Raw genomic sequence first — 19,646 nt, 5'->3', positions numbered from 1 at the left:
TGTATTCGGGGCGCTTTTCGTCCCAATGGGACACGCTTGACTTTGGTGTTTGGAATTACTTTTAGGGATAAGGGCACTTCGTTCCTTTCGGAACATCAGCAGGGCAAGAGCAGAGCAAGAGCAGGGCAAGAGCAGGGCAAGAGCAATATAAACGATTATTTGATTTCTTCTTTAATCGCTTTTAGGCGCTTCATAACGTCGTTCGCGCCACGGCCAAAATATTCGTGGAGCTTGCTGTATTCCTGATACAGCTTCTCGTAGACCTCGACGTTGGCCGGAATCGGCTTGAACGTTTCCTCGCGGATGCGGGCCATTTGCTGAGCGGCTTCGACGATGGTATCGTAGCCGCCGTTAGCGGAGCCGGCGGCAACAGCGCCAAACATAGCAGCGCCAAGCGCTGGCGTTTGTTTGGAAGCGGCGATTTTGATTTCGCGGTTGGTGACATCCGCGTAAATTTGCATCAGCAGCTTGTTCTTTTGCGGCAAGCCGCCGCAGGCGTACAGTTCTTCGACTTCGACGCCATTATCATGAAAGGCGTCGATGATTTTGCGTGTACCGAATGCAGTGGATTCCAGCAAGGCACGGTAAATTTCCTCTGGCTTGGTCAGCAGTGTGCAGCCGACCAGTAGGCCCGTTAAGTCGGTATCGACCAATACGGAACGGTTGCCGTTCCACCAATCCAGAGCAAGCAGTCCGGATTGTCCTGGCTGGTAGGCGGAAGCTTGGCGCTCCAGCCATTCGTGGACGGAAATATGATCGCTTGCAGCGGCTTCGTGTACGTAAGCCGGGACGGCTTGCTCTACATACCAGGCAAAGATATCGCCTACGGCGGACTGACCGGCTTCATAGCCCATATAGCCGGGGATGATTCCGTCCTCGACGACGCCGCACATGCCTTCGACCTGCTTTTCATGGTCGCCAAGCAGCATATGGCAAATCGATGTACCCATCGCCATCACAAGCTTGCCAGGTGTGACGACGCCGACAGCGGGAACCGCGGCATGAGCATCCACATTGCCAACAGCTACTGCTGTACCGGCTTTGAGACCTGTAAGTGCGGCCATAGCTTCAGTCAGCCCACCTGCTTTGCTGCCAAGAGGCAGGACCTCTCCTCGCAGCTTGGTGTCCGTTAAATGCTCAAGTCTTGGATCCAACGCTTTGAAAAAATCTTTGCTCGGGTATCCATCCTGCTTATGCCAGATCGATTTGTAGCCTGCCGTACAGCTGTTACGGACCGTATTGCCTGTCATTTGCGCGATAACCCAATCAGTCGCTTCCAGGAATAAGTCCGTGCGCTCATAAATATGAGGCGCTTCATTCAGGATTTGCCAAATCTTCGCAATCATCCATTCGGACGATATTTTACCGCCGTAACGGGGCAGGAACGTTTCTCCGCGCTGCGCAGCGATTTCATTCAGCAGATTGGCTTCATCCTGAGCTGCATGATGCTTCCACAGCTTCAGCCAGCTATGAGGCTGATCCTTCAGCTCGGGATCAAAGCATAGCGGCACCCCTTTTTCATCAACAGGCAGCATCGTACACGCTGTAAAATCGACGCCCAACCCGATCACATCAGCCGGATCGATACCGGATAACTTCAGTACTGCCGGAATCGATTGTTTAAGTACAGTAATATAATCCGCAGGATGCTGCAGCGCCCAATCCATATCCAGCTTGACACCGGATTCCGGCAGCTGCTCGTCAATAACATTATGCGGATACGGCGTAACATGATCCGCCAGCTCCGTTCCGTCATTTAAATCGACCAATACAGCTCGGCCGGATTCAGTTCCATAATCGACACCGATTGCATATTTGTTGCCCAACCTGCTCGCCTCCATCGCTTTATTTTTGTCCGTAATATGCGTTAGCTCCGTGTTTTCTCAAAAAATGCCGATCCAGCAGCACTTGATCCATCGGAGCAATCTGCGGATTCAGTTGGTACGTATGGTAAGCCATTTTGGCGACTTCCTCCAGCACTACAGCATTGTGAACAGCATCATGAGCATCCTGGCCCCAAGCGAATGGAGCATGACAATTGACCAATACACCAGGGATTTGCCGTGGATTCAGCTTTAAATTGTGAAAGGTTTCAATAATCACATTACCGGTTTCCAGCTCGTAAGCGCCTTCAATCTCATCCTTCGTCATATTGCGTGTGCAGGGGACTTCTCCATAAAAATAATCCGCCTGCGTCGTACCGAGTGCCGGAATCGGTCTGCCAGCCTGTGCCCAGCTCGTCGCCCAAGGCGAATGGGTATGTACAATTCCGCCAAGTTCTTCAAAAGCGCGGTACAACGCCAAATGCGTAGGTGTGTCGGATGAAGGGCGATAGCTGCCCTCCACAATAGTTCCTTGCAAATCCACAACGACCAAATCGTTTGCCTGTAATTCCTCGTAAGGAACACCGCTTGGCTTAATGACCACCAGTCCGCGTTCACGGTCAATTCCACTCACATTGCCCCATGTAAAGGTGACCAAGCCGTACTTTGGCAAATCCAGATTAGCCTGCAGCACTTCCTGCTTTAATTTTTTTAACAAACGGTTCCACACCTTTCCTGAAATCGAGTTTGTTTCGTTTCACTATACCCATTATATATTTGTACGTACAAATTTTCCACTTCTATTTTTAATCCTCTAAAAAGTCCGGTGAATAAGTCTCGCTGCGCTCGTTCTTCACGAACTTCTAAATATGCTTCGCACTCTTATACAGGTCTCGTCGATTCACGGACAATCAGCTCGGGCTTCCAGATCTTCGAACGATCAGCGATATCCGATGGTTTATGCTCAATCATATCAATTAAGGTTTCTGCTGCCTGTTTACCCAAATCCAGCTTCGGGTGTGCCAATGTTGTCAGCTTCACCTCCATCGCGGTAGCGAGCGTTGAATCATCGTAGCCGACTACCGAAACATCTCCGGGAACGGTCAATCCCGCTTCGCGAATCGCGCCAATCAGCTGTACAGCCAGCTCATCGTTATAGCAGACAAAGGCAGTCGGCCGCTCATCGTCCTGTCTTAGCATGGATAAAGCTGCAGCGTAAGGCTTCGTTTTCTTTTCTTCCGTTGCATAATGAATCACAGCGTGTGGCAGCAGCGGAACCTTCCACTCATGGTGCGCCCGAATGAAGCCCTTCATCCGGTTCACTCCCTGCAGATCATCCATTTTGAAAAATCCGGCAATGCGCCGATGTCCGAGCTTGATTAGATGCTCAACTGCTGTAAACCCGCCGGCTTCGTCATCCATTTTAATATAAGGGCAGTCCATCTCCATGTACCTCTCATTGATCATCAAGAATGGAATGCTTCTGTATTCCAACGATAAATAAAAATCGAGATTCGGATTTCCCTCCGCGCTTTTGGTCGGCTCGATGATAATCCCGGCAAGCGGATGGGTCAGCAGTATTTGCAGACTTTCGCGTTCTCTGGCCTTATCATTGTCCGTGCTGGAAAGCAGCATCCGATAGCCTCTCGACCTGAGCACATTTTCCACTCCGCGCACGATGGAAGGGAATATATAGTCGGAAATATAGGTCGTCAGCACACCGATGGTTTGAATTTCCCGTTTCCGCTTTGGTGCTGGCGCCACATACGTACCGCTTCCCTGCACACGATACAGCCAGCCCTCCTGCTCCAGCTCGCCTAATGTTTGCCGGACCGTCTGCCTGCTCATGCCAAATTGGTCGGCAATTTCATGCTCGGTCGGCATCCGCTCATTGGGCATAATTTTTGCGGCATGTATCCAGCCCATAATTTCCTGTTTTAGCTGTATATATTTAGGTAAAGGTTTTTTACTCATCGTGCACCTCTGTTGTTCGTGATCTTTTAATTTCTATTATACTTTTGTACGTACCATTTATCCATGCTATTCTTATAACCTTCAGCTAGCCATACAAAAAAGCCGTCCCTCAAATCCTCTCGGACCTTACGAAACAGCTCTCTGCAACCATTTTGTGCAAATCCTCATTCAGCTTCCAAGGCTTCCTCACTTTTTTGTGAAAAGAACGGCACCAGCAGTGCGCAGCCAAGTGAAAAAGCAAGCAGCAGGATGAAGGTCAGACCCTGTAAATCCTTTACAAACAAAATAAGAACCAGCATCGCGATCCGCGATATATTAAGAAACCATTCACGCCATAATAAAATTCGCGCCTGCTCAATGGAGGTATGACGGCTAATAATTCGGAATTGACCGCTGTTCCAGATCGTACTGAAATAAAAGAGTCCCACTGTCGTTAAAATATTCGAAATCACAAGGAATACCGAATGCTGAAGCAGCGCGATCAGAAAGCCGATCGAGATCGCCACCATGCCTACCTTCAACCAAATCCCACTGCTCACCGTAAGCTTTCTGTGCAGCACCATCGCAATGATCGAGGATACTGCGTAGAGGACATTGAGCAGAGCTATGACCAGCTTGTCATTCGAGACGGAAAACGTAAAAATTAAGGCAAACAAGCCCTGAAACTGCAAAAATATACCGGCAGCCAAACAAGAAGGCACCATCCAGCGAATAGCCGGATAAGAAAATACCGTTGAGAAGCGCATCTGCTGGAACAATGGCTTCTTTTCCTCCGCCAAGGTCACAGGAGAAATGAAGAACGAAACCACCATTAGCACCGTTATAAATATAAACATCATAATAAACGAACCGTAGTAACCAATCCATTTGATAATGAAAGCAAATACGATCGGATTCACAATGGAAATGGTCTGTCCAATAATCGTCGCATATGAGAAATAATCTTCAAAATTACCGCCCTTGCCGATAGCGGTTAATGTAATATTTTGCGAAGCGGCATACAATCCCCACATGATCCCAACCGGTATCGCAATAATGGTAATCCACAGCAGACGGTTGTCCAGCGTCAGCGTAGTCAAGAGAATAAACGTGATCGCACCACATGTCGCTGTCGTTCGAATCAACGCTCGTGTCGTATATTTGGTTAACAATCGTGATCCCCCGGCAAAAGCGAGACTCCACGTGATGAACATAATCAGATTAAACCAGGTAACGTCAAAAATACTATGATTCTTTTCCCAGATGAACAGATTTACAAAAATACCAATGTAGTTAAAAATAATCGTTGAGGCTGCGTTCATGATCAGCACTTTGCGGATAGATGCCGCGATGCGCAAGTTGTCCATCTCCTTAAATTTGTGCTCTTGATTTCATATAATTGCGGCATATTAGGCCTCTTCAGTTTGCGCAAAGTACGCAGCAGCCTTACATGCATGATGACATCATAACCCATTCTACAGATCATGCAACCATAATTTTTTGAGCTTATCCATTACTTGACAAAAAAGTGTATTCCGCACATAATCAACTGCAGCAGATGGGTATATATAGATGAAGACCTTATCAAATTGTAAAGGATTGATTCACATGTGGACGCGTAAGGAACTTAAGACGAGAGCAAAGGACGTGTTAAGAACCTCTTATTGGAAAGCCTTCTTGGTGAGTTTGATTATTGGCTTTGTAGGTGGTAACGGGGGCAGCGGCAGCAGTATCCCATCCAATCTCTTTAATGGGTTTAATCCTGATACCTGGAACCTTGATGGAGGCAGCTCGTACAATCGTCATAATGCCAGCAGCGGCAGAGACAGCTTTACTGAAATATTCAGGGATTTGATGGATAATGAGACCTTACTGATCATACTCATCTTCGTCGTTATATTTCTTGGGATTATGTTGTTTGCGATGGCGTTTCGAATTTTTTTATGTTATTCGCTTGAGGTTGGTGGCAGACGGTATTTTGTAAGAAATGCACAGGGCGATAATAATTTGAATCATATTGAATACGGTTTTCGCAAAAATAAATATTTGGCAATCGTAAAATCCATGTTATGGAAAGATTTTCTTAACTTCCTCTGGTTCCTGCTGCTCTTTATTCCTGGAATCGTAAAATCGTATGCGTATCGCATGGTGCCTTATATTTTGGCTGACAACGCCAACATTGGATACAAACGGGCGGTTGAGTTGAGCAATCGGATGACGGCCGGACACAAGTTCAAGATGTGGGTTCTGGATCTTTCTTTTATCGGATGGTATTTGCTCGGATGCATTGCGCTGTTCGTCGGTGTGCTGTTTGTTATGCCTTATGAAAATGCTACAAAAGCGGAATTATATTTGGCATTGCGGCAAAATCTGCTTGATAACCAAGAGTGCAGCTACGAGGAGCTTGATCTGATCGTGCAATAAGTCACAGTCAGGTATGCCGGTATGTTCACTGGTTCAATATGTAAAATATGCCGACAGCAGCGGGAGAAGCCTTTCCAGTCTTATGGAAAAGGCTTTTTCCGCTATTTTTCTTTTACCGCCAGTGCATACGAATAGTAACTACTATTTTTAGTTGGATAGGTATTTACTATGTTTATCTTTTTTTACTTTTAATATGATAATGTATGTTGAAAATAGGAGATGAGAGTATGGGATGTTGTAATTGTCTTCAAGGACCAGCCGGAGTATTAAGCTTTTCAGATTTTTTTGCATTGATGCCTCCTGATAATGCAGCAACAGTCGCTCCCGGTACAGACGTAAGTTTTCCGCAAAATGGACCTACTAGTGGGATTGCTATTGCACGTACTAGTCCCAGTACATTTAGATTGTCTGCAAAAGGCACTTATCAGGTTTTGTTTCAGGTGAGTGTGACTGAAGCCGGACAACTCGTTTTAACTCTCAATGGCGCCGAAATAGCCTACACGGTGGTTGGGCGAGCAACAGGTACTTCTCAAATAGTAGGAATGTCTCTTGTGAGAACGACCGTAAACAAATCAATACTGGCCGTACGAAATCCTGCTGGGAATACAACGGCCCTAACCATCACTCCTCTTGCTGGAGGAACAAGCCCTGTTTCAGCACACCTTGTTATTATGAGAATCGCATAATAGGACATACTTGAGCCCCCGTCCTCTCCTGAGGCGGGGACTATCTTATTACGAATGGTTTATTTATATTTCACCTGCTTCATTGATGATTTTCAAAGCATTTTCCCCAAAAATCATCGAGATTTCTTCACTGGTTAAACGAATCTCTTGAAATATTTCCATATATCTGTTTATATACTGGAGGGTATCGCAGCTGGGATGATCGGAGCCAAAAAGAAATCTGCCAGCACCTAATTGGTCAATGCCCCATTTCAATAATCCGCCGATCTTGAAATTTAATGGTTCAAGCTCCAAAATATAAGATAGATCCAGCATGATATTTTCATGATGTTTGGCCAAAAATACGGCTCTTGAAAAATCCACTCCTCCCGCATGTGCCACAATAATCGGCGTTTTTACCAGGGAGGCAATAGAGGAAACAATTTCGAGTCCGATATTATCATATTCCATGTGCTGGTTGCTATAAGCGTGGACAATGAGAAACATGTTTAATTCTTCAGCTTTTTGAGCTAAAGCAGCCAAACGCGGAAAATCTCTTTTGTTTACACGCTGAATATCAGGATGTATTTTAATACCCCTAACTCCTAATTTAGCCGCCGCGGCAACATCGTCCAAAGCCTTTTCTGTTTCAAATATACGGAATATATCGAACATTGCACAAAAAACAAACCGTTGATCCCAGTCATAGGTGCGGTATATTTCAAACAGCTTATTTCCGGCCTCCGTTCGGAACCAATCTTCATCCATCAGCAAACATACCGCCATATCCACCCCCGCTCTGTCCATGGCCTGGATTTGCAGTTCAAAGTTCTCCTTTACATGAGGCAGCTCATGAAGCCTCCGTTCAGTCGGAAGCCATCTGGGTCCGGGGTGCATGTGGAAATCGACGATTAACCTTTGTTTATCGTTCATAACGAATCACCAGGTCCTGCTTTGCTGCTTCGGCATGTTGTTTAGCTAATTCTGTGGTTGCCCCTGTCGTAATGAGAAAGCCATGTCGATTGGCATCATTAGTGATTGTTGTTATAGTATCGCCGGGTTTCACAGAGAGACGAAACGCCAAAATATGGTTGCGTTTCATGATCTGTTCTTGATTTTCTATCGAAACGATTTTACCCGCCGATAATTGGATAAAACTGAGGACGGAAGCCTTTTTCATCGATTCCGCGTCTTCCGCGACCTTCAGATCGCGCTCACCCAATGCACTGAGAATCAAATATTCCGATAGATCGTATCCGGATACAGCCGGAACAATTCTCGAACTCGTGTAGCAGCCGCCACCTCGATTCGCGCATTCGATCAGAAAAATATCTCCGGTTTCGGTTACCATGTATTCGCCGTGAGTACATCCGTATTGAATCCCGAGAGCTTGGACGACCTTGTTATGACAAAGTTGAAGTTCCTTTACAATTTTTTGCGGAAACTCCGCAGGGTATACGATTTCCATGGCTACCCGTTTTCTCCCGCCGAGCATCGCCTTGGAAGCCACTGCAAGCGAGTAATGCCCATGGATTCCAAACACGAATCCATCTACCGTGGCCATCGTTCCCTGAATAAACTGTTCAACCAGACATTCTCTGGAGTGCGAGTTGGCAATCGCTTCAAAAAAGGCTTCCTCCAATTGCGAAATATGTTCAACCTGGTTCACGCCAAAATTGCCGCGGTTATCCAGTGGCTTGATGATGACCGGTAGTCCTATCTCATGCACGGCCAACTTCGCTTCCTGTATGGTTTTACAAGCAATAAATCTTGGCTGCTGAATAGAAGTATGGCTGCAAGCGAGCCTCATCCACTTTTTATTGGTTGAATGCTGCGCCGCCCCAAGGCTTGCCCCAGGCAGTCCTAATCGCTCTGCAATATAAGCTGCAGCAAAATGAGAATAATCGCATTGGTCTGATATTATGGCATCGATTTTCTTTTCACTCGCTATTGCAAATAATTGTGATAAATCTCGGGGATCGGCCACCGCAGTTTCGTCGGCGAGCTGAAAGCCAGGAGCATCTGGTTGAAGGTCAGTAGCTATAACATATAAACCTTGATCTTTGGCTTTACGAATCAAATCCGTTTGTTCCCAACCTGAATTAATGATCATGATACGTTTGTTGCTCAATTTTGCCGTTCAGCTCCTTTCTTGGACACTAACATCGGTCCAACGAATCGGCTCTCCTTTTTTGATTGGTCGCTTAGCCTTTAAGAAACCGAGAAAACGGTAGTTTTCATCGGAAATCCCATCTTTGTCTCTTAAGTAAACAATGTTGTCTTCCGCAATGGTTCGACCTGCATCAATATCCGCGCCTGCAAACCAGCGTACCGTAATGCTGTTGGCAAATTCGGATTCGTGCTTGGTTACCACTTTCCTGCTGCTGCCCAACGCCAAATGAGTATGCTTTACAGCTTGAACCATCTGCTTGAATTCCTCGGGCTCCATAGCAAAAAAATGGTCAGGACCGTCCATTGACCGATTTAACGTGATATGTTTTTCGATCACAACGGCTCCCAAGGCTACCGCAGCGACAGGAACTTCATATCCGGGAGTATGATCGCTAAGCCCAACTGGGCAGTCAAACATTTGTCCCAATGTTGTCATCGTCCGCAAATGGACCTGTTCAAATTTCGTGGGGTATTCCGAAACACAATGTAAAATAACGATTTGTTCATTGCCTTCGCTTAAACAAATCTGAACCGCCCTTTCGATTTGTGCATAATTACAATATCCTACCGATAAAATAACCGGTTTTTGCAGTGAAGCAACCTTCCTGATCAAGGTAGGGAAGGTTCGAATTTGCGGAGAAGCCAACTTATAAAAAGGCGTACTGACGAATTCAAGCAAAGGAATAGCATCCAGATAAGTCGGGGCCGAAAAGAAGTCAACTCCGCAGCAATTCGCCTCCGCCGCCAAAACAGGGTACCATTCTTCTTGCAATCGGATTTGATGAAACAAGTCTTTCATTTCCCGGTTTTGTGCCGATGGAGCATATTGTTTTTCCAAATCCAATGACTGGAATTTTACAGCATCAGCTCCACATTCGGCCGAAATCTGAATCAATTCTTTGGCCGACTTCAAGTTCTGATTATGATTTGAACCGATTTCAGCGATGATATAAGGCCGTTCTTCGGCACTGATAATAGTTCTCCTAGAGCCTCGAAAGGTGATCGTATTCTGAATTTCCATCCCCTCCCCTTATGTCGGTCTACTGCACAACTTCAGTATGGCTTCTGCCACTATTTGGGCACCATCCCCGTTGACCCTCTCTTTTGCGCGGACGGATAGCTTCCCTCGAAGCTCAGCATCGCGGATGACCATTTGCAGTGTACGACGAATTACATCCCAATTTACATACTTGTAATCACCCAGATAAACGGTTGTCTCCAGTTCCTTCATCGCCAAGCCGCCCGGAAGTTGATTATCTTCGCAGCTTAGGACAGCGCAAGGAACACCCAATGCCATCGCTTCCAGGGCCATAGTGGAGGATGGCAATACTAGCAGATCCTGTCTTAAAAACTTCTCCGCCATGTTATTCACATGGGTTTTAACAATGACCAGATGTCTCGATTGCTCAGCACCCCGCCTTATCATCTCGATATCATGATTTTCTGAACCGGTAATAACGGTTAAGGTAAGGTTTCCTTCTAATTGATTGAACAATTTTAGGATTGATGCTGTGATGTTCATCGTATCACTGCCACCGAAACAGATAAGAATATTTTCGCATTGATTCCGAACGAAATACGGAGGATGGCTCGAAGAAGCAAATTGTTCTCTCAATATGGAATACTGCGGACCCAACAGCTGCAGTTGGTCTTTATATTTTGGATAACCGACAGTTTCGGCCGAAAAGTTGGGATTAACCAACATATCAATCTCCTTAATGCACCTGTCAGGCTGATAGTCATCGATAAGGACCAAGGTTTTAAATAGCGCTCTGACTGAATAAACCAAGGATAGTCCATATCCGTAATGGTCAATTATCATGACACTCTTGTTCGAATCCGCGAGACGGCAGATAACGTCAAGCTCCGCATCTGGATTCACAGTATACGTATCTTCACTCCCAGGGATCGTAAGAACTTCGAAACCTTCTTTTTTGACCATTTGTTTTACAGACTCTGACAAATCTCTCATCATAAAATAAATGTGGCTGCCACTGTCCGTAGTAACGATTTGACGAGCCAAAGCCATCATCCGAATTACATGCCCGAGTCCTATGACCGGCGAGCCGTCACAGCGAATATATAGGTTCATTGAATACTGTCCTTCTTATACTTGTTCTTTAATAACGTAACAGGTCGGTTGACGATTGAAAGGCATTTGGCGAACGAATTGATTGCCGATAAATTTGTCCAAGAGAATGCTCTCAGCCGGTGAAACTTCGCAATTGAAGTGGTCCATGATCAAGATTCCTCCGTTGACCAGCCGAGGCCACAAGCACTCCAAAGATTTTTCGATCACACCCGCCACTCCACAATCGATAAATACGATTTTGAACCGCAAATGCCGATTCTGCTGCAAAAAACCGTCCAGCTCTTGGGTAACATCCATTTTATGGACAATCGATATATCCTTTAATTGCTGCAGTTCTATCCATTTGCTCAGGGTTTCGAAATCACCGATATAGCGATCCTTCTGTAAAGGATCATCGTCTTCGGACGGATTCATGCCTTTGAACCAGTCGAAACCATGAACTTGAGTCGTAGCGTAAGATTCGAATAACCGGATTAGTTTGGAGAAAAACAAGAATGAAGCGCCTTTGTAGGTTCCTACATCTGCAATGTGCCCATTCAGGTTCATTACTTTTTTGTAAAGATCGTAAAAAAACAAATATCTGCCCAAATTCACATGCCCTACAAATACAGGAAATTGAAAAATCAATTCTTTTGCATCGATATTCATCTCCGCTAAGGTATCGATATACGAGAAGTAATCCTGATCCATATCTTTAAACTTCCCCCAGCCGAAGTACGGGTTCGTCATAAAATCACCCCTCGATCCGTGTTACTTCCGTTCCGTTTTATATTTTTTCAGGCATACCGTTTCAAATGTATCGTATTTCAAGCGGTCAATGCAGTCGAACCAAAGATCTTCCTGTTCCTCTATCCATTCCAATCGGGAATAAAACTCCTCTGTCAATTGCTCTTTTCTAATCGCCACAACGCCGCTGTCGTCAGCAATCATAATCGAACCGTCCCATATCTCCTTTTTCTTTTTAAAAGCTTCCTCGTCGAAATCAGTCTCTTCGTTTACGCAACCGATCGGGCTGACTCCATAGGACCATATCGGATACCTCTCCTTCATCAAAATATGTGCGTCACGAACGAGCCCTTTGACAATGACACCGCTTGCCTGCCTATACAACAAGGCGTATTTGGCCACCAAGGAACCGAAGATGGCTCTTCCTTCACAGCCCAACGCATCGATGAAAATGACCGAATGTTCCGGGGTATCGCTTATATATTGATGTGTATGCCAATTAGAACCGTTCACAGCAGGGACGTAGTGAATAATGCCGACCGCACGAGTTCCCGGTACAAGAATTTTCAGTTCCGGATCCACCAGACCCGTCTTTCCCAAAGCATCGGCAATCTCCGTCGTGCTGACCCTGTTGATTTTGATATATTCAACAATTTTCTGTGCAATATCGTCGTTTTTCATTCATCGCCCCCCAATCTGGAACAAATCTTAGGATTCAATCGATCTCCCCAATATGAAGGCTTCCGCAGCTTCCACCCCAATTACAGCCCCCCGCCATCGCGAAAGATGCTCTACCGCTTTGATAGATCGGGCATGTGGCCAAGCTCTCATCTCCGAATCGTAAGCAGTAAGAGCCTCCATTTTCTTATCCAGAGTATCCGATACATCTATAAACCAGTTCGGCACAAACGGGGGAGCCGATCCAGCCAGTTGCCACTCCGTGCTGGAGCAAATTTCAAAAAACAGCAATCTTTTGACCAAGTGATTCCCGGGTATCGGTCTGCAGGCTGTAACCACGGCCTCATGAATTCTTCGATGGTCAATATTTACATCGCCAATATGATGCGAGTAAATAACATCCGGGCGAAATTGATCAACAATCTCCTCCACTGCCTTAACGATATCCAACCTGTCCACCGAGTCCATTCGATTATCGGGAAAGTCACGCAAATGCAGCGAGGCTGATCCTAAAATTTGATGAGCACGATCAGCAGCAGCAGACAACGCGGATAACTTCTCGGTGTTCTTTTCACGATTTCTCTGTGTGTCCCTGCTCGTAATTCCTTCCGCAAGAATGACAACGTGAACCTCATCTCCCTGTTTTACGTGTTTGGCGATGGTTGCTCCGCAGCCCAACACTTCGTCGTCCGGATGGGCTGCGATAACTAGAACCCTTTTCACACAGATCACCTTACCCTCTATTGATTTGTTCTTTTATAATTTCTCCGCATCAACGAGAGCATCGATCATCGGTTCTTCTGTTCGATGTGGGCGTTGATCGCTGGCAGTTCGGGATGTTTTGTCATCAAATCCAATGTATTCTCCCAGGAAAAAAAAGTTCCCCGGCGATACAGTCGCTCATAAATTAGCTTGATGAGCTCCCAGTCTTCCTCCGTATCCAAGGTCCAACGATACTTTGAACAATCGATCGGGAGCACATACGCACTCAATCGAAACCGTTGTGGGTTTCGAATAATATAAGGAGTCACATGTTCGCGTTCGAGAGCCTCCTTTGCATTTCGATAGGCATTTTCCAAAGCCTGTAACGAAAACACCTCCGTATCCAAGCCCCTGGGAAAACATCTTTTGAGAACATTGCTGCAATAATCGATCTCAGGATCGGATAAATAATGATTAATCACTTGACTTGAAACCCACGGATCGATTAGAGGACAATCCGAAGTGATCCTTACGATCACATCGGATTTGCATAATTGTGCCGTCTCATAATATCGACTCAGAACATCCTCTTCACTGCCTCTGTAACAGAAAACCCCCTTTTTCAGGGACTCTTCTTGGATCATGTCGTCTGTAGGTTGATTCGTAGTAGCCACAACGACCTGCGTCACCTTATCAAATGCATGACAGCGGTCAATAACATGTGACAAGACGGACCGGTCTCCCAATTGTCGCATCACTTTTCCCGGCAGTCGCGTCGAACCGAAGCGCGCCTGGACAATTACCGTTATGTTCATGGACCATCACCAATTTCCATCCAACAAAATCCTCACCTTATGGATTTTCATTGTTACCGTTTCCCCGACTTTTGTTCTCCCTAGTGCTCTTTGGGAAAGGCATGCGCAATTCCCTGCTTCATTTCGCTCCATTTTTCATCAAAAAGGGCCATGAGCACGATATCCTCGTATCGATCCTGCTTTTTAATATGCATCACTAATTTGCCTTCCTCATGAAAGCCAAGCTTTTGATGATAACGTATACTCACCTTGTTAAAGGCAAATATTTCGGAACAGCACCTTCGAACCTTCAACTCGTCGAAAACAACATTCAGAGCCAAATAGCCCATCGCCGTTCCGCTGCCCCTGGGTGCAGCATCATCGCCGATATAAATGCTCCACTTGCAAATGCCGTTGTATCGGTCAATGTCATAAACGCTTACAAATCCAAGCGGCTTATCGTTAACCAAAAAGGTTTTGCAGACCGTTTGCCTGCCGGATTGATACTTTTGATACCAGGCTTTGTGTTCTTCCCAAGTAATGATATGATCGCGAAACATGAATGAACGAACTCTTTCCGAATTCCTCCATTGCAAAAGGAGCGGCAAATGTGTTTCATCCAGATCGATAAGCGCGCATTTCTCCAAATGAACCATATGTCACCTCTCTCAAGAAATATCCTTACAGAGAAAAATATTGAATGACTTTATAGATAGCCTTGATGACGTCCTGTACAACCTCATCCGTCATTATTTGCAGGGCAAGATAATTTTGCCATAACTCCATCCGCCCCCAGGTAGACGATCTTAATTACTGTATTCAACGAGGTTTGTCATGTGAATCTTGAATCCACCAAATGCATCCAAAAAATGATGTGTTGTAAATTTCTTTCTTATTTATTCAGCAGTCTTAGGTTAATGAACTACACGACTTATCCTGCGTGGAATATATATACACCAGCCACGATTATATCAGGCTCCAAGAAGCCGACAGGGGTGGGTACGATTGCTTGCGACCGTTGATGATCAACTCCGCACAATGTTTCAAGGGAAGAACGTTTTAATTACGGGAGCAACCGGTACGTTGGGAGAAGCCTTAGCCCTTCATATTCAAGCCTACGCTCCTCGTATCATACGCCTGTTCAGCCGCGACGAGCATAAACAATTTTTATTAAGTCAAAAGTTGGGGAACGCCTCCCTTTTCCGTTTCCTGATTGGTGATGTAAGAGACTACGAACGGCTTCTCCGTGCGACGGAAGATGTGGACATCGTCCTGCATACCGCCGCGATGAAGCATGTGCCGATTTGCGAATACAATCCTTTCGAAGCGATACAAACCAATGTGATGGGTACACAAAACGTCATTTTGGCCTGCATCCAGAACAAAGTAAAAAAATTACTGGTCACAAGCAGCGACAAAGCGGTTTCTCCTCTCAACACCATGGGTGCGACCAAATTATTGGCCGAACGTTTGGTTACGGCTGCCGCTTATGCAAAGGGAAGTGCGCCTACTGTCTTTTGCTCCGTCCGCTTCGGCAACGTCATCGGTTCGCGTGGTTCCGTCGTCCATACTTTCCTTCGCGATCTTAAACAACATAAGCCTTTACGAGTCACAGATCCAAACATGACCCGGTTCATGATGTCGGTCGATCAAGCGGTAGCATTGGTATTAAAAGCTTTGCTGTTATCGCAGGGCGGGGACGTATTCGTGTTAAAAATGCCAGTTGTACGCTTGAATGATCTTGTTCGTGCTCTGATTGAACAAGTGTGGATAACCCCTGATGAAAGAGCCAATGCAGAGCAAGCAATTCAAATTATCGGGGTTAGGCCCGGAGAAAAAACCTACGAGGATCTTCTGAGCGAAGAGGAAGGGGAAAATGCCTTAGAATGGAAGGATATGTTCGTTCTCCCTCCTTGGTGGCATATAGATCATTTATATCCGGGAGCAACCAAATGCAAAGATCGGATCTACAGTTCAAAAGACTTGGAACCGTTGGACCTGGATGCGTTGCGATCACTTCTCCACCAATCCAGGGTCTTGGAATCATGCAATTAAACATTAAAAAGGGAAGACCTGCTCAAAAGGCAGGTCTCCATCTTACGTTGATCAAAATGGGTGGTGCTGCGTAATCAGAGAAAAATCCCCCATCGCCTGGGAACCTAAGCCAATAAGTTGAATCCTGTCAAATCCGTTGACGGTAAATATCGTACATTGTCCTGCTTGTAGTGTAATGGCTTTGACTATAACACGGTCAAACATGAATTGGAACCTGACTTCATTGGCAGAGCCCGGACTGGAAACCAACTTTCCCGATGCGCCGATTACTTCGTTCGTCGTAAAGAGTTCGATAGTGTCACCGTCGGTAACAAACCATGAACTCTGTAAACAGTTTTGAATGGTTTCACAGTGAGGACAAAAAAAGGATGACTTATCGTTATTCATTTCTTTTCCCTCCCGTTCCGTTTAATATATCCATCGCAAGCTAGCCTCGACTGAGCGAATGGTCCGGGTACACTCATCTATTTTTCTAAATCAGCGGATGTTTGCCACAATTTGATTACGCTTCTCATATAATTCTACAGGACTGTAATCCAATATAGGAGGGCTCTGATATGGCAAGATCAAAAACAAATACGATCCAAGTTAACAAACAAATTGTGAAGTTCAACTACCCGTCTTCATGCAGAAAACGGGTGCGACCGAGAAAAAAAAGACGCATACGCGAAAACATATGCGGAAAAATATTTCAGTTATGCGATGATGAGCCCAAAACTTACTTCACGGCAGTAAACTCCCTTCACCCCGCCATTGTGCGAGTAGACAATAGGACCAAAGGTAAAATGATAGCCAAAATCATAATGAGACGTAGAAAACAGATTGTAGGAACGATCAGGCAAGGACAACAGGTCTCTTTCTCCGTCCCGACCATTCGAAAACTGCTCATCTCCTGCAGTGGGGATAATGGGGTTTGTAATGGGGCTTATCGGATTAGTCTGAGGTAGCCATTGCTGAAGTATCTAAAGGAGGACTTACATGCAGACACAGCGTTTACAGGAATCCCGTCAGCACTTACAAGCTGTACTTGAAAGATGGTATGTTTGGTTAGCTTCTAATCCCTCTGTGCTTTTCCATCCAGTAGACCAAGAGCGAATGATGGAACCGATCATTCACCTACGGCAAACTCATAACTGGATGAGCCAAGGAGCGATTGCAAAAACGGAATGGTTCTTTGAAGCAGGCTCTCAAAGACTCTTGGAACGCATAAGGAATGGAGACTATGACATCTATGAGTAACGATGTGAGCGACTACACAATTTTAATAGAAAAGGGATGCAGATCCTGGAGAAAAGGCGACGACTATGAAGGTATCCTCTCGCTTCAACAGGCCTGTCTTTTATGGCTTGACAAGCTCGAACAGGAAGACAGGGAGGACGCTGGTCCGTCGCATCCCGAGTATGACCAGATCACCCAAACGATTTGCAAACTGTTGAACGATTTGGAGCAATCCGATATTGCGTTAGCCATGGATGTGATGGAGTACGAACTATTGCCCCGGCTGAACCAGGAAAATCCAGTATTTGAAGGGAGTCCGTCCGATGTCAAACACGACTCTTGAAGACAATCTGCAATCTCTTCCTCAATACTTGAAGGACTTGGTGGCGGAGATGGATATGGACGGGGATGCTCAAACAAAGATTCAGATCATTCAAGGAAACAAGGGTTTTCCAGTAGCACTTCTCTCCTTTGGAAACGGAACTGTCCATTCAAACAGCCTCGTCGATCCGTGGCTTGAAGCAGAGGTTTGGGCGGAGACACTTGAATACAAAAATATCAGGCTGCATTTCATTTACGGATGCGGCCTTGGCTATCCGCTTCTGGAATATGCAAAACGCAAAAAGCCCTACACGGAAACCATCATCTTCGAACGGAATATCAACTTGTTTTACGCGATGCTGAGCTGTATGGACGTGCGTTCTCTGTTGAATGACCCGACCATCCATTTCCTGGTCGGAGACCAGCAGCAAATGATTTCACAATTTAGTACATTTATGAACGGAGAATTGCTGCTCATATCCACCATGCTCTCCTCCTCTTTCACTTGGCTTGCCCATCGTATTGAGAAACAAACATACATGCAAATTCATGAGTGGATTTGGAATCTGCTTGCTTTATTCTCGGTAAATATCGGCAACACGGTTCACGATACATTGGTAGGTTTGTACAATACGCTGGATAATGCCGGAAAAATTATTGAAAGCCCGGCATTGTCATCACTTCGCAACGCTTTCGCCGGTAAGCCCGCATTTATTGTCTCGAATGGTCCTTCCTTGGATAAAAATGCTGATCGTTTGGTCAATGCCGTCGGAAAGTCCCTTATTATTACTGCGGAATCCGCGTTGCTTCCTTGCTTGAGACGGAATATTCAACCTGATGCCGTTTGTGTGCTGGAGCGATCCTCTAACAGTTACCACCTCCTGTTCGAACGTGAGAAGCTGCCGACGGATCTGGTGCTTGTTGGGCTATCCCTAATCGATCCGCGAATTCCGCAATCCATTGACTGCCCTTGGATTCCGGTTTTCCGAAGGGGAGAGCATTCAGCGCAATGGGTTAGGGAAGCCATCATGGAGGACAAAGCAGAGCTGTTGGGAGGCGCAACATCTGCGCACCTTGCCTTCGAATTCGCGCTGTGGGTCGGCGCGGACCCGATCATTTTCGTTGGTCAGGATCTGGCTTTCGGGCATGACAATGCCACACACAGCAAGCTGTCGATCTATGCGGAAGACGATACGTCCACCTGGACGCAATATTTATATACCCAGCCGTCCTTTTTCGTTCCGGGCGTGGATGGTCAGCCTGTACTCACGTCCAAAACCTGGTTCGACTTCAAAACCTGGTTCGAAAATCAAATCCGTTTATATCCGAGTCGCACATTCATCGACGCAACAGAAGGCGGAGCTTTGATCCAGGGAACGAGGTTAGTAAGCCTTCAAGAAGCGATTGAAGCGTACTGCAAGACCCCTCTCGAACAGACACTGGCTCAATACGTCCAAAGCATCGCAGACGATAAGGTGAAGCATTTCACAAAGGAAAAGTACGAGACGTTACTTCAACGATTGCGACAGGTTCGGGATAACATGGTTCACCTCTCGATCATCGCGGATAAAGACATTCAAAACTGCCGCTTGATCGAGAGAGCATGTCATTTACATGCCAAATATCCAGAAACCGAAATTCCAGCTTTTATCACCGACCTGGTCATACAAAACATCAGCGCTCATCAAAAATATACAGACGATACCTACATCTCCACCTTTGTTCAGCACGTTGTCTTTGCTTTCCATAAGCAGATCAACGATCTTGGCGAAATCGACACTGTGGAGCGGATCCGGGATGTCACTCAACTGCACCTTAACATGATCATGTACATCAAACGAATTTTCGAATTGGTCACCGAACAGTTTATCGCTGTGGAAGAGCGATTAACAGAACGCTACTTTTCGGAGCATGAACACAAATAAAGGTACATTTTCCATGCCCTCCTGTATGTACCCATACTCTTTATAAAGTCAACCATATACTAATTTAGTAAGACAAATCATCCCAAGTACTATTAAGG

At 45.8% G+C, this 19,646-nt stretch carries 21 protein-coding genes; 7 read left to right on the top strand and 14 right to left on the bottom strand.

The window, feature by feature from the left end; genetic code table 11:
• Nucleotides 1–155: 155 nt before the first annotated feature.
• The 4 genes from NST47_RS07550 to NST47_RS07535 form a co-directional block, all read right to left on the bottom strand.
• Nucleotides 156–1,826 (bottom strand): ribulokinase, encoded by a 1,671-nt coding sequence (locus tag NST47_RS07550; protein ID WP_341154581.1) that lies wholly within the window; start codon nt 1,824–1,826, stop codon nt 156–158.
• Between the two features lie 19 nt (nt 1,827–1,845).
• Nucleotides 1,846–2,541 carry an L-ribulose-5-phosphate 4-epimerase gene (gene araD, locus NST47_RS07545; protein ID WP_341154580.1) on the bottom strand — a complete coding sequence of 232 codons (696 nt, stop codon included), beginning with the start codon at nt 2,539–2,541 and terminating at the stop codon, nt 1,846–1,848.
• 164 nt (nt 2,542–2,705) lie between these two features.
• Nucleotides 2,706–3,797 carry a GntR family transcriptional regulator gene (locus tag NST47_RS07540; RefSeq protein WP_341154579.1) on the bottom strand — a complete coding sequence of 364 codons (1,092 nt, stop codon included), beginning with the start codon at nt 3,795–3,797 and terminating at the stop codon, nt 2,706–2,708.
• Between the two features lie 164 nt (nt 3,798–3,961).
• Nucleotides 3,962–5,134, bottom strand: a complete 1,173-nt coding sequence (locus tag NST47_RS07535; protein ID WP_341154578.1) for an MFS transporter — start codon at nt 5,132–5,134, stop codon at nt 3,962–3,964.
• A gap of 322 nt (nt 5,135–5,456) precedes the next feature.
• Here NST47_RS07535 and NST47_RS07530 point away from each other — a divergent pair, with 322 nt between their 5' ends.
• Entirely contained in the window at nt 5,457–6,200 is a 744-nt protein-coding gene (locus tag NST47_RS07530; protein ID WP_341154577.1) for a DUF975 family protein, read from the top strand.
• Between the two features lie 227 nt (nt 6,201–6,427).
• Nucleotides 6,428–6,886, top strand: coding sequence for a hypothetical protein (locus tag NST47_RS07525; RefSeq protein ID WP_341154576.1), 459 nt, complete (start codon nt 6,428–6,430; stop codon nt 6,884–6,886).
• Between the two features lie 63 nt (nt 6,887–6,949).
• Here NST47_RS07525 and NST47_RS07520 read toward each other — a convergent pair whose 3' ends face one another.
• The 9 genes from NST47_RS07520 to pseH all read right to left on the bottom strand — a co-directional run bounded on the left by NST47_RS07520 (nt 6,950) and on the right by pseH (nt 14,685).
• Nucleotides 6,950–7,762, bottom strand: coding sequence for an amidohydrolase family protein (locus NST47_RS07520; protein WP_341159624.1), 813 nt, complete (start codon nt 7,760–7,762; stop codon nt 6,950–6,952).
• A gap of 25 nt (nt 7,763–7,787) precedes the next feature.
• Nucleotides 7,788–8,978, bottom strand: coding sequence for an ATP-grasp domain-containing protein (locus NST47_RS07515; protein ID WP_341154575.1), 1,191 nt, complete (start codon nt 8,976–8,978; stop codon nt 7,788–7,790).
• 27 nt (nt 8,979–9,005) lie between these two features.
• On the bottom strand, nt 9,006–10,058 hold the full coding sequence (locus NST47_RS07510) for an N-acetylneuraminate synthase family protein (RefSeq protein ID WP_341154574.1): 1,053 nt from the start codon (nt 10,056–10,058) through the stop codon (nt 9,006–9,008).
• 9 nt (nt 10,059–10,067) lie between these two features.
• Nucleotides 10,068–11,129, bottom strand: a complete 1,062-nt coding sequence (pseG, locus tag NST47_RS07505; protein WP_341154573.1) for a UDP-2,4-diacetamido-2,4,6-trideoxy-beta-L-altropyranose hydrolase — start codon at nt 11,127–11,129, stop codon at nt 10,068–10,070.
• A 15-nt stretch (nt 11,130–11,144) separates the two neighbouring features.
• Complete coding sequence (locus NST47_RS07500) at nt 11,145–11,858, bottom strand: class I SAM-dependent methyltransferase (protein WP_341154572.1); 714 nt, start codon at nt 11,856–11,858, stop codon at nt 11,145–11,147.
• Nucleotides 11,859–11,879: 21 nt separating this feature from the next.
• A complete protein-coding gene (locus NST47_RS07495) occupies nt 11,880–12,536 on the bottom strand; it encodes an RraA family protein (RefSeq protein WP_341154571.1) in 657 nt (218 codons plus the stop codon).
• A 27-nt stretch (nt 12,537–12,563) separates the two neighbouring features.
• Nucleotides 12,564–13,256 (bottom strand): PIG-L deacetylase family protein, encoded by a 693-nt coding sequence (locus NST47_RS07490; RefSeq protein ID WP_341154570.1) that lies wholly within the window; start codon nt 13,254–13,256, stop codon nt 12,564–12,566.
• Nucleotides 13,257–13,321: 65 nt separating this feature from the next.
• On the bottom strand, nt 13,322–14,050 hold the full coding sequence (locus tag NST47_RS07485) for a glycosyltransferase family protein (RefSeq protein ID WP_341154569.1): 729 nt from the start codon (nt 14,048–14,050) through the stop codon (nt 13,322–13,324).
• A gap of 80 nt (nt 14,051–14,130) precedes the next feature.
• A complete protein-coding gene (pseH, locus tag NST47_RS07480) occupies nt 14,131–14,685 on the bottom strand; it encodes a UDP-4-amino-4,6-dideoxy-N-acetyl-beta-L-altrosamine N-acetyltransferase (RefSeq protein WP_341154568.1) in 555 nt (184 codons plus the stop codon).
• A 349-nt stretch (nt 14,686–15,034) separates the two neighbouring features.
• Here pseH and NST47_RS07475 point away from each other — a divergent pair, with 349 nt between their 5' ends.
• Complete coding sequence (locus NST47_RS07475) at nt 15,035–16,084, top strand: polysaccharide biosynthesis protein (protein WP_341154567.1); 1,050 nt, start codon at nt 15,035–15,037, stop codon at nt 16,082–16,084.
• A gap of 51 nt (nt 16,085–16,135) precedes the next feature.
• Here NST47_RS07475 and NST47_RS07470 read toward each other — a convergent pair whose 3' ends face one another.
• A complete protein-coding gene (locus NST47_RS07470; protein ID WP_341154566.1) occupies nt 16,136–16,471 on the bottom strand; it encodes an S-Ena type endospore appendage in 336 nt (111 codons plus the stop codon).
• A 170-nt stretch (nt 16,472–16,641) separates the two neighbouring features.
• On the opposite strand from NST47_RS07470, the gene NST47_RS37145 reads away from it, so the two are divergent.
• From NST47_RS37145 to NST47_RS07455, 4 genes are read left to right on the top strand one after another with little or no spacing between them, the layout of a single operon-like run.
• Nucleotides 16,642–17,031, top strand: a complete 390-nt coding sequence (locus NST47_RS37145) for an S-Ena type endospore appendage (protein WP_445667365.1) — start codon at nt 16,642–16,644, stop codon at nt 17,029–17,031.
• A gap of 31 nt (nt 17,032–17,062) precedes the next feature.
• Nucleotides 17,063–17,323: a hypothetical protein gene (locus NST47_RS07465; RefSeq protein WP_341154565.1), complete on the top strand. Its 261-nt coding sequence runs from the start codon at nt 17,063–17,065 to the stop codon at nt 17,321–17,323.
• Nucleotides 17,307–17,645 (top strand): hypothetical protein, encoded by a 339-nt coding sequence (locus NST47_RS07460; RefSeq protein ID WP_341154564.1) that lies wholly within the window; start codon nt 17,307–17,309, stop codon nt 17,643–17,645. The genes NST47_RS07465 and NST47_RS07460 overlap by 17 nt, the downstream gene beginning before the upstream one ends.
• Complete coding sequence (locus tag NST47_RS07455) at nt 17,626–19,548, top strand: motility associated factor glycosyltransferase family protein (RefSeq protein ID WP_341154563.1); 1,923 nt, start codon at nt 17,626–17,628, stop codon at nt 19,546–19,548. Before NST47_RS07460 ends, NST47_RS07455 begins: the two co-directional genes overlap by 20 nt.
• Nucleotides 19,549–19,646 lie beyond the last annotated feature (98 nt).

The sequence above is a fragment of the Paenibacillus sp. FSL H8-0034 genome (genome assembly GCF_038000305.1).
Taxonomy (GTDB): Bacteria; Bacillota; Bacilli; order Paenibacillales; family NBRC-103111; genus Paenibacillus_S.
Note: the sequence above shows the minus strand (reverse complement) of the source record. Positions and strands in the feature narration are given on the sequence as shown.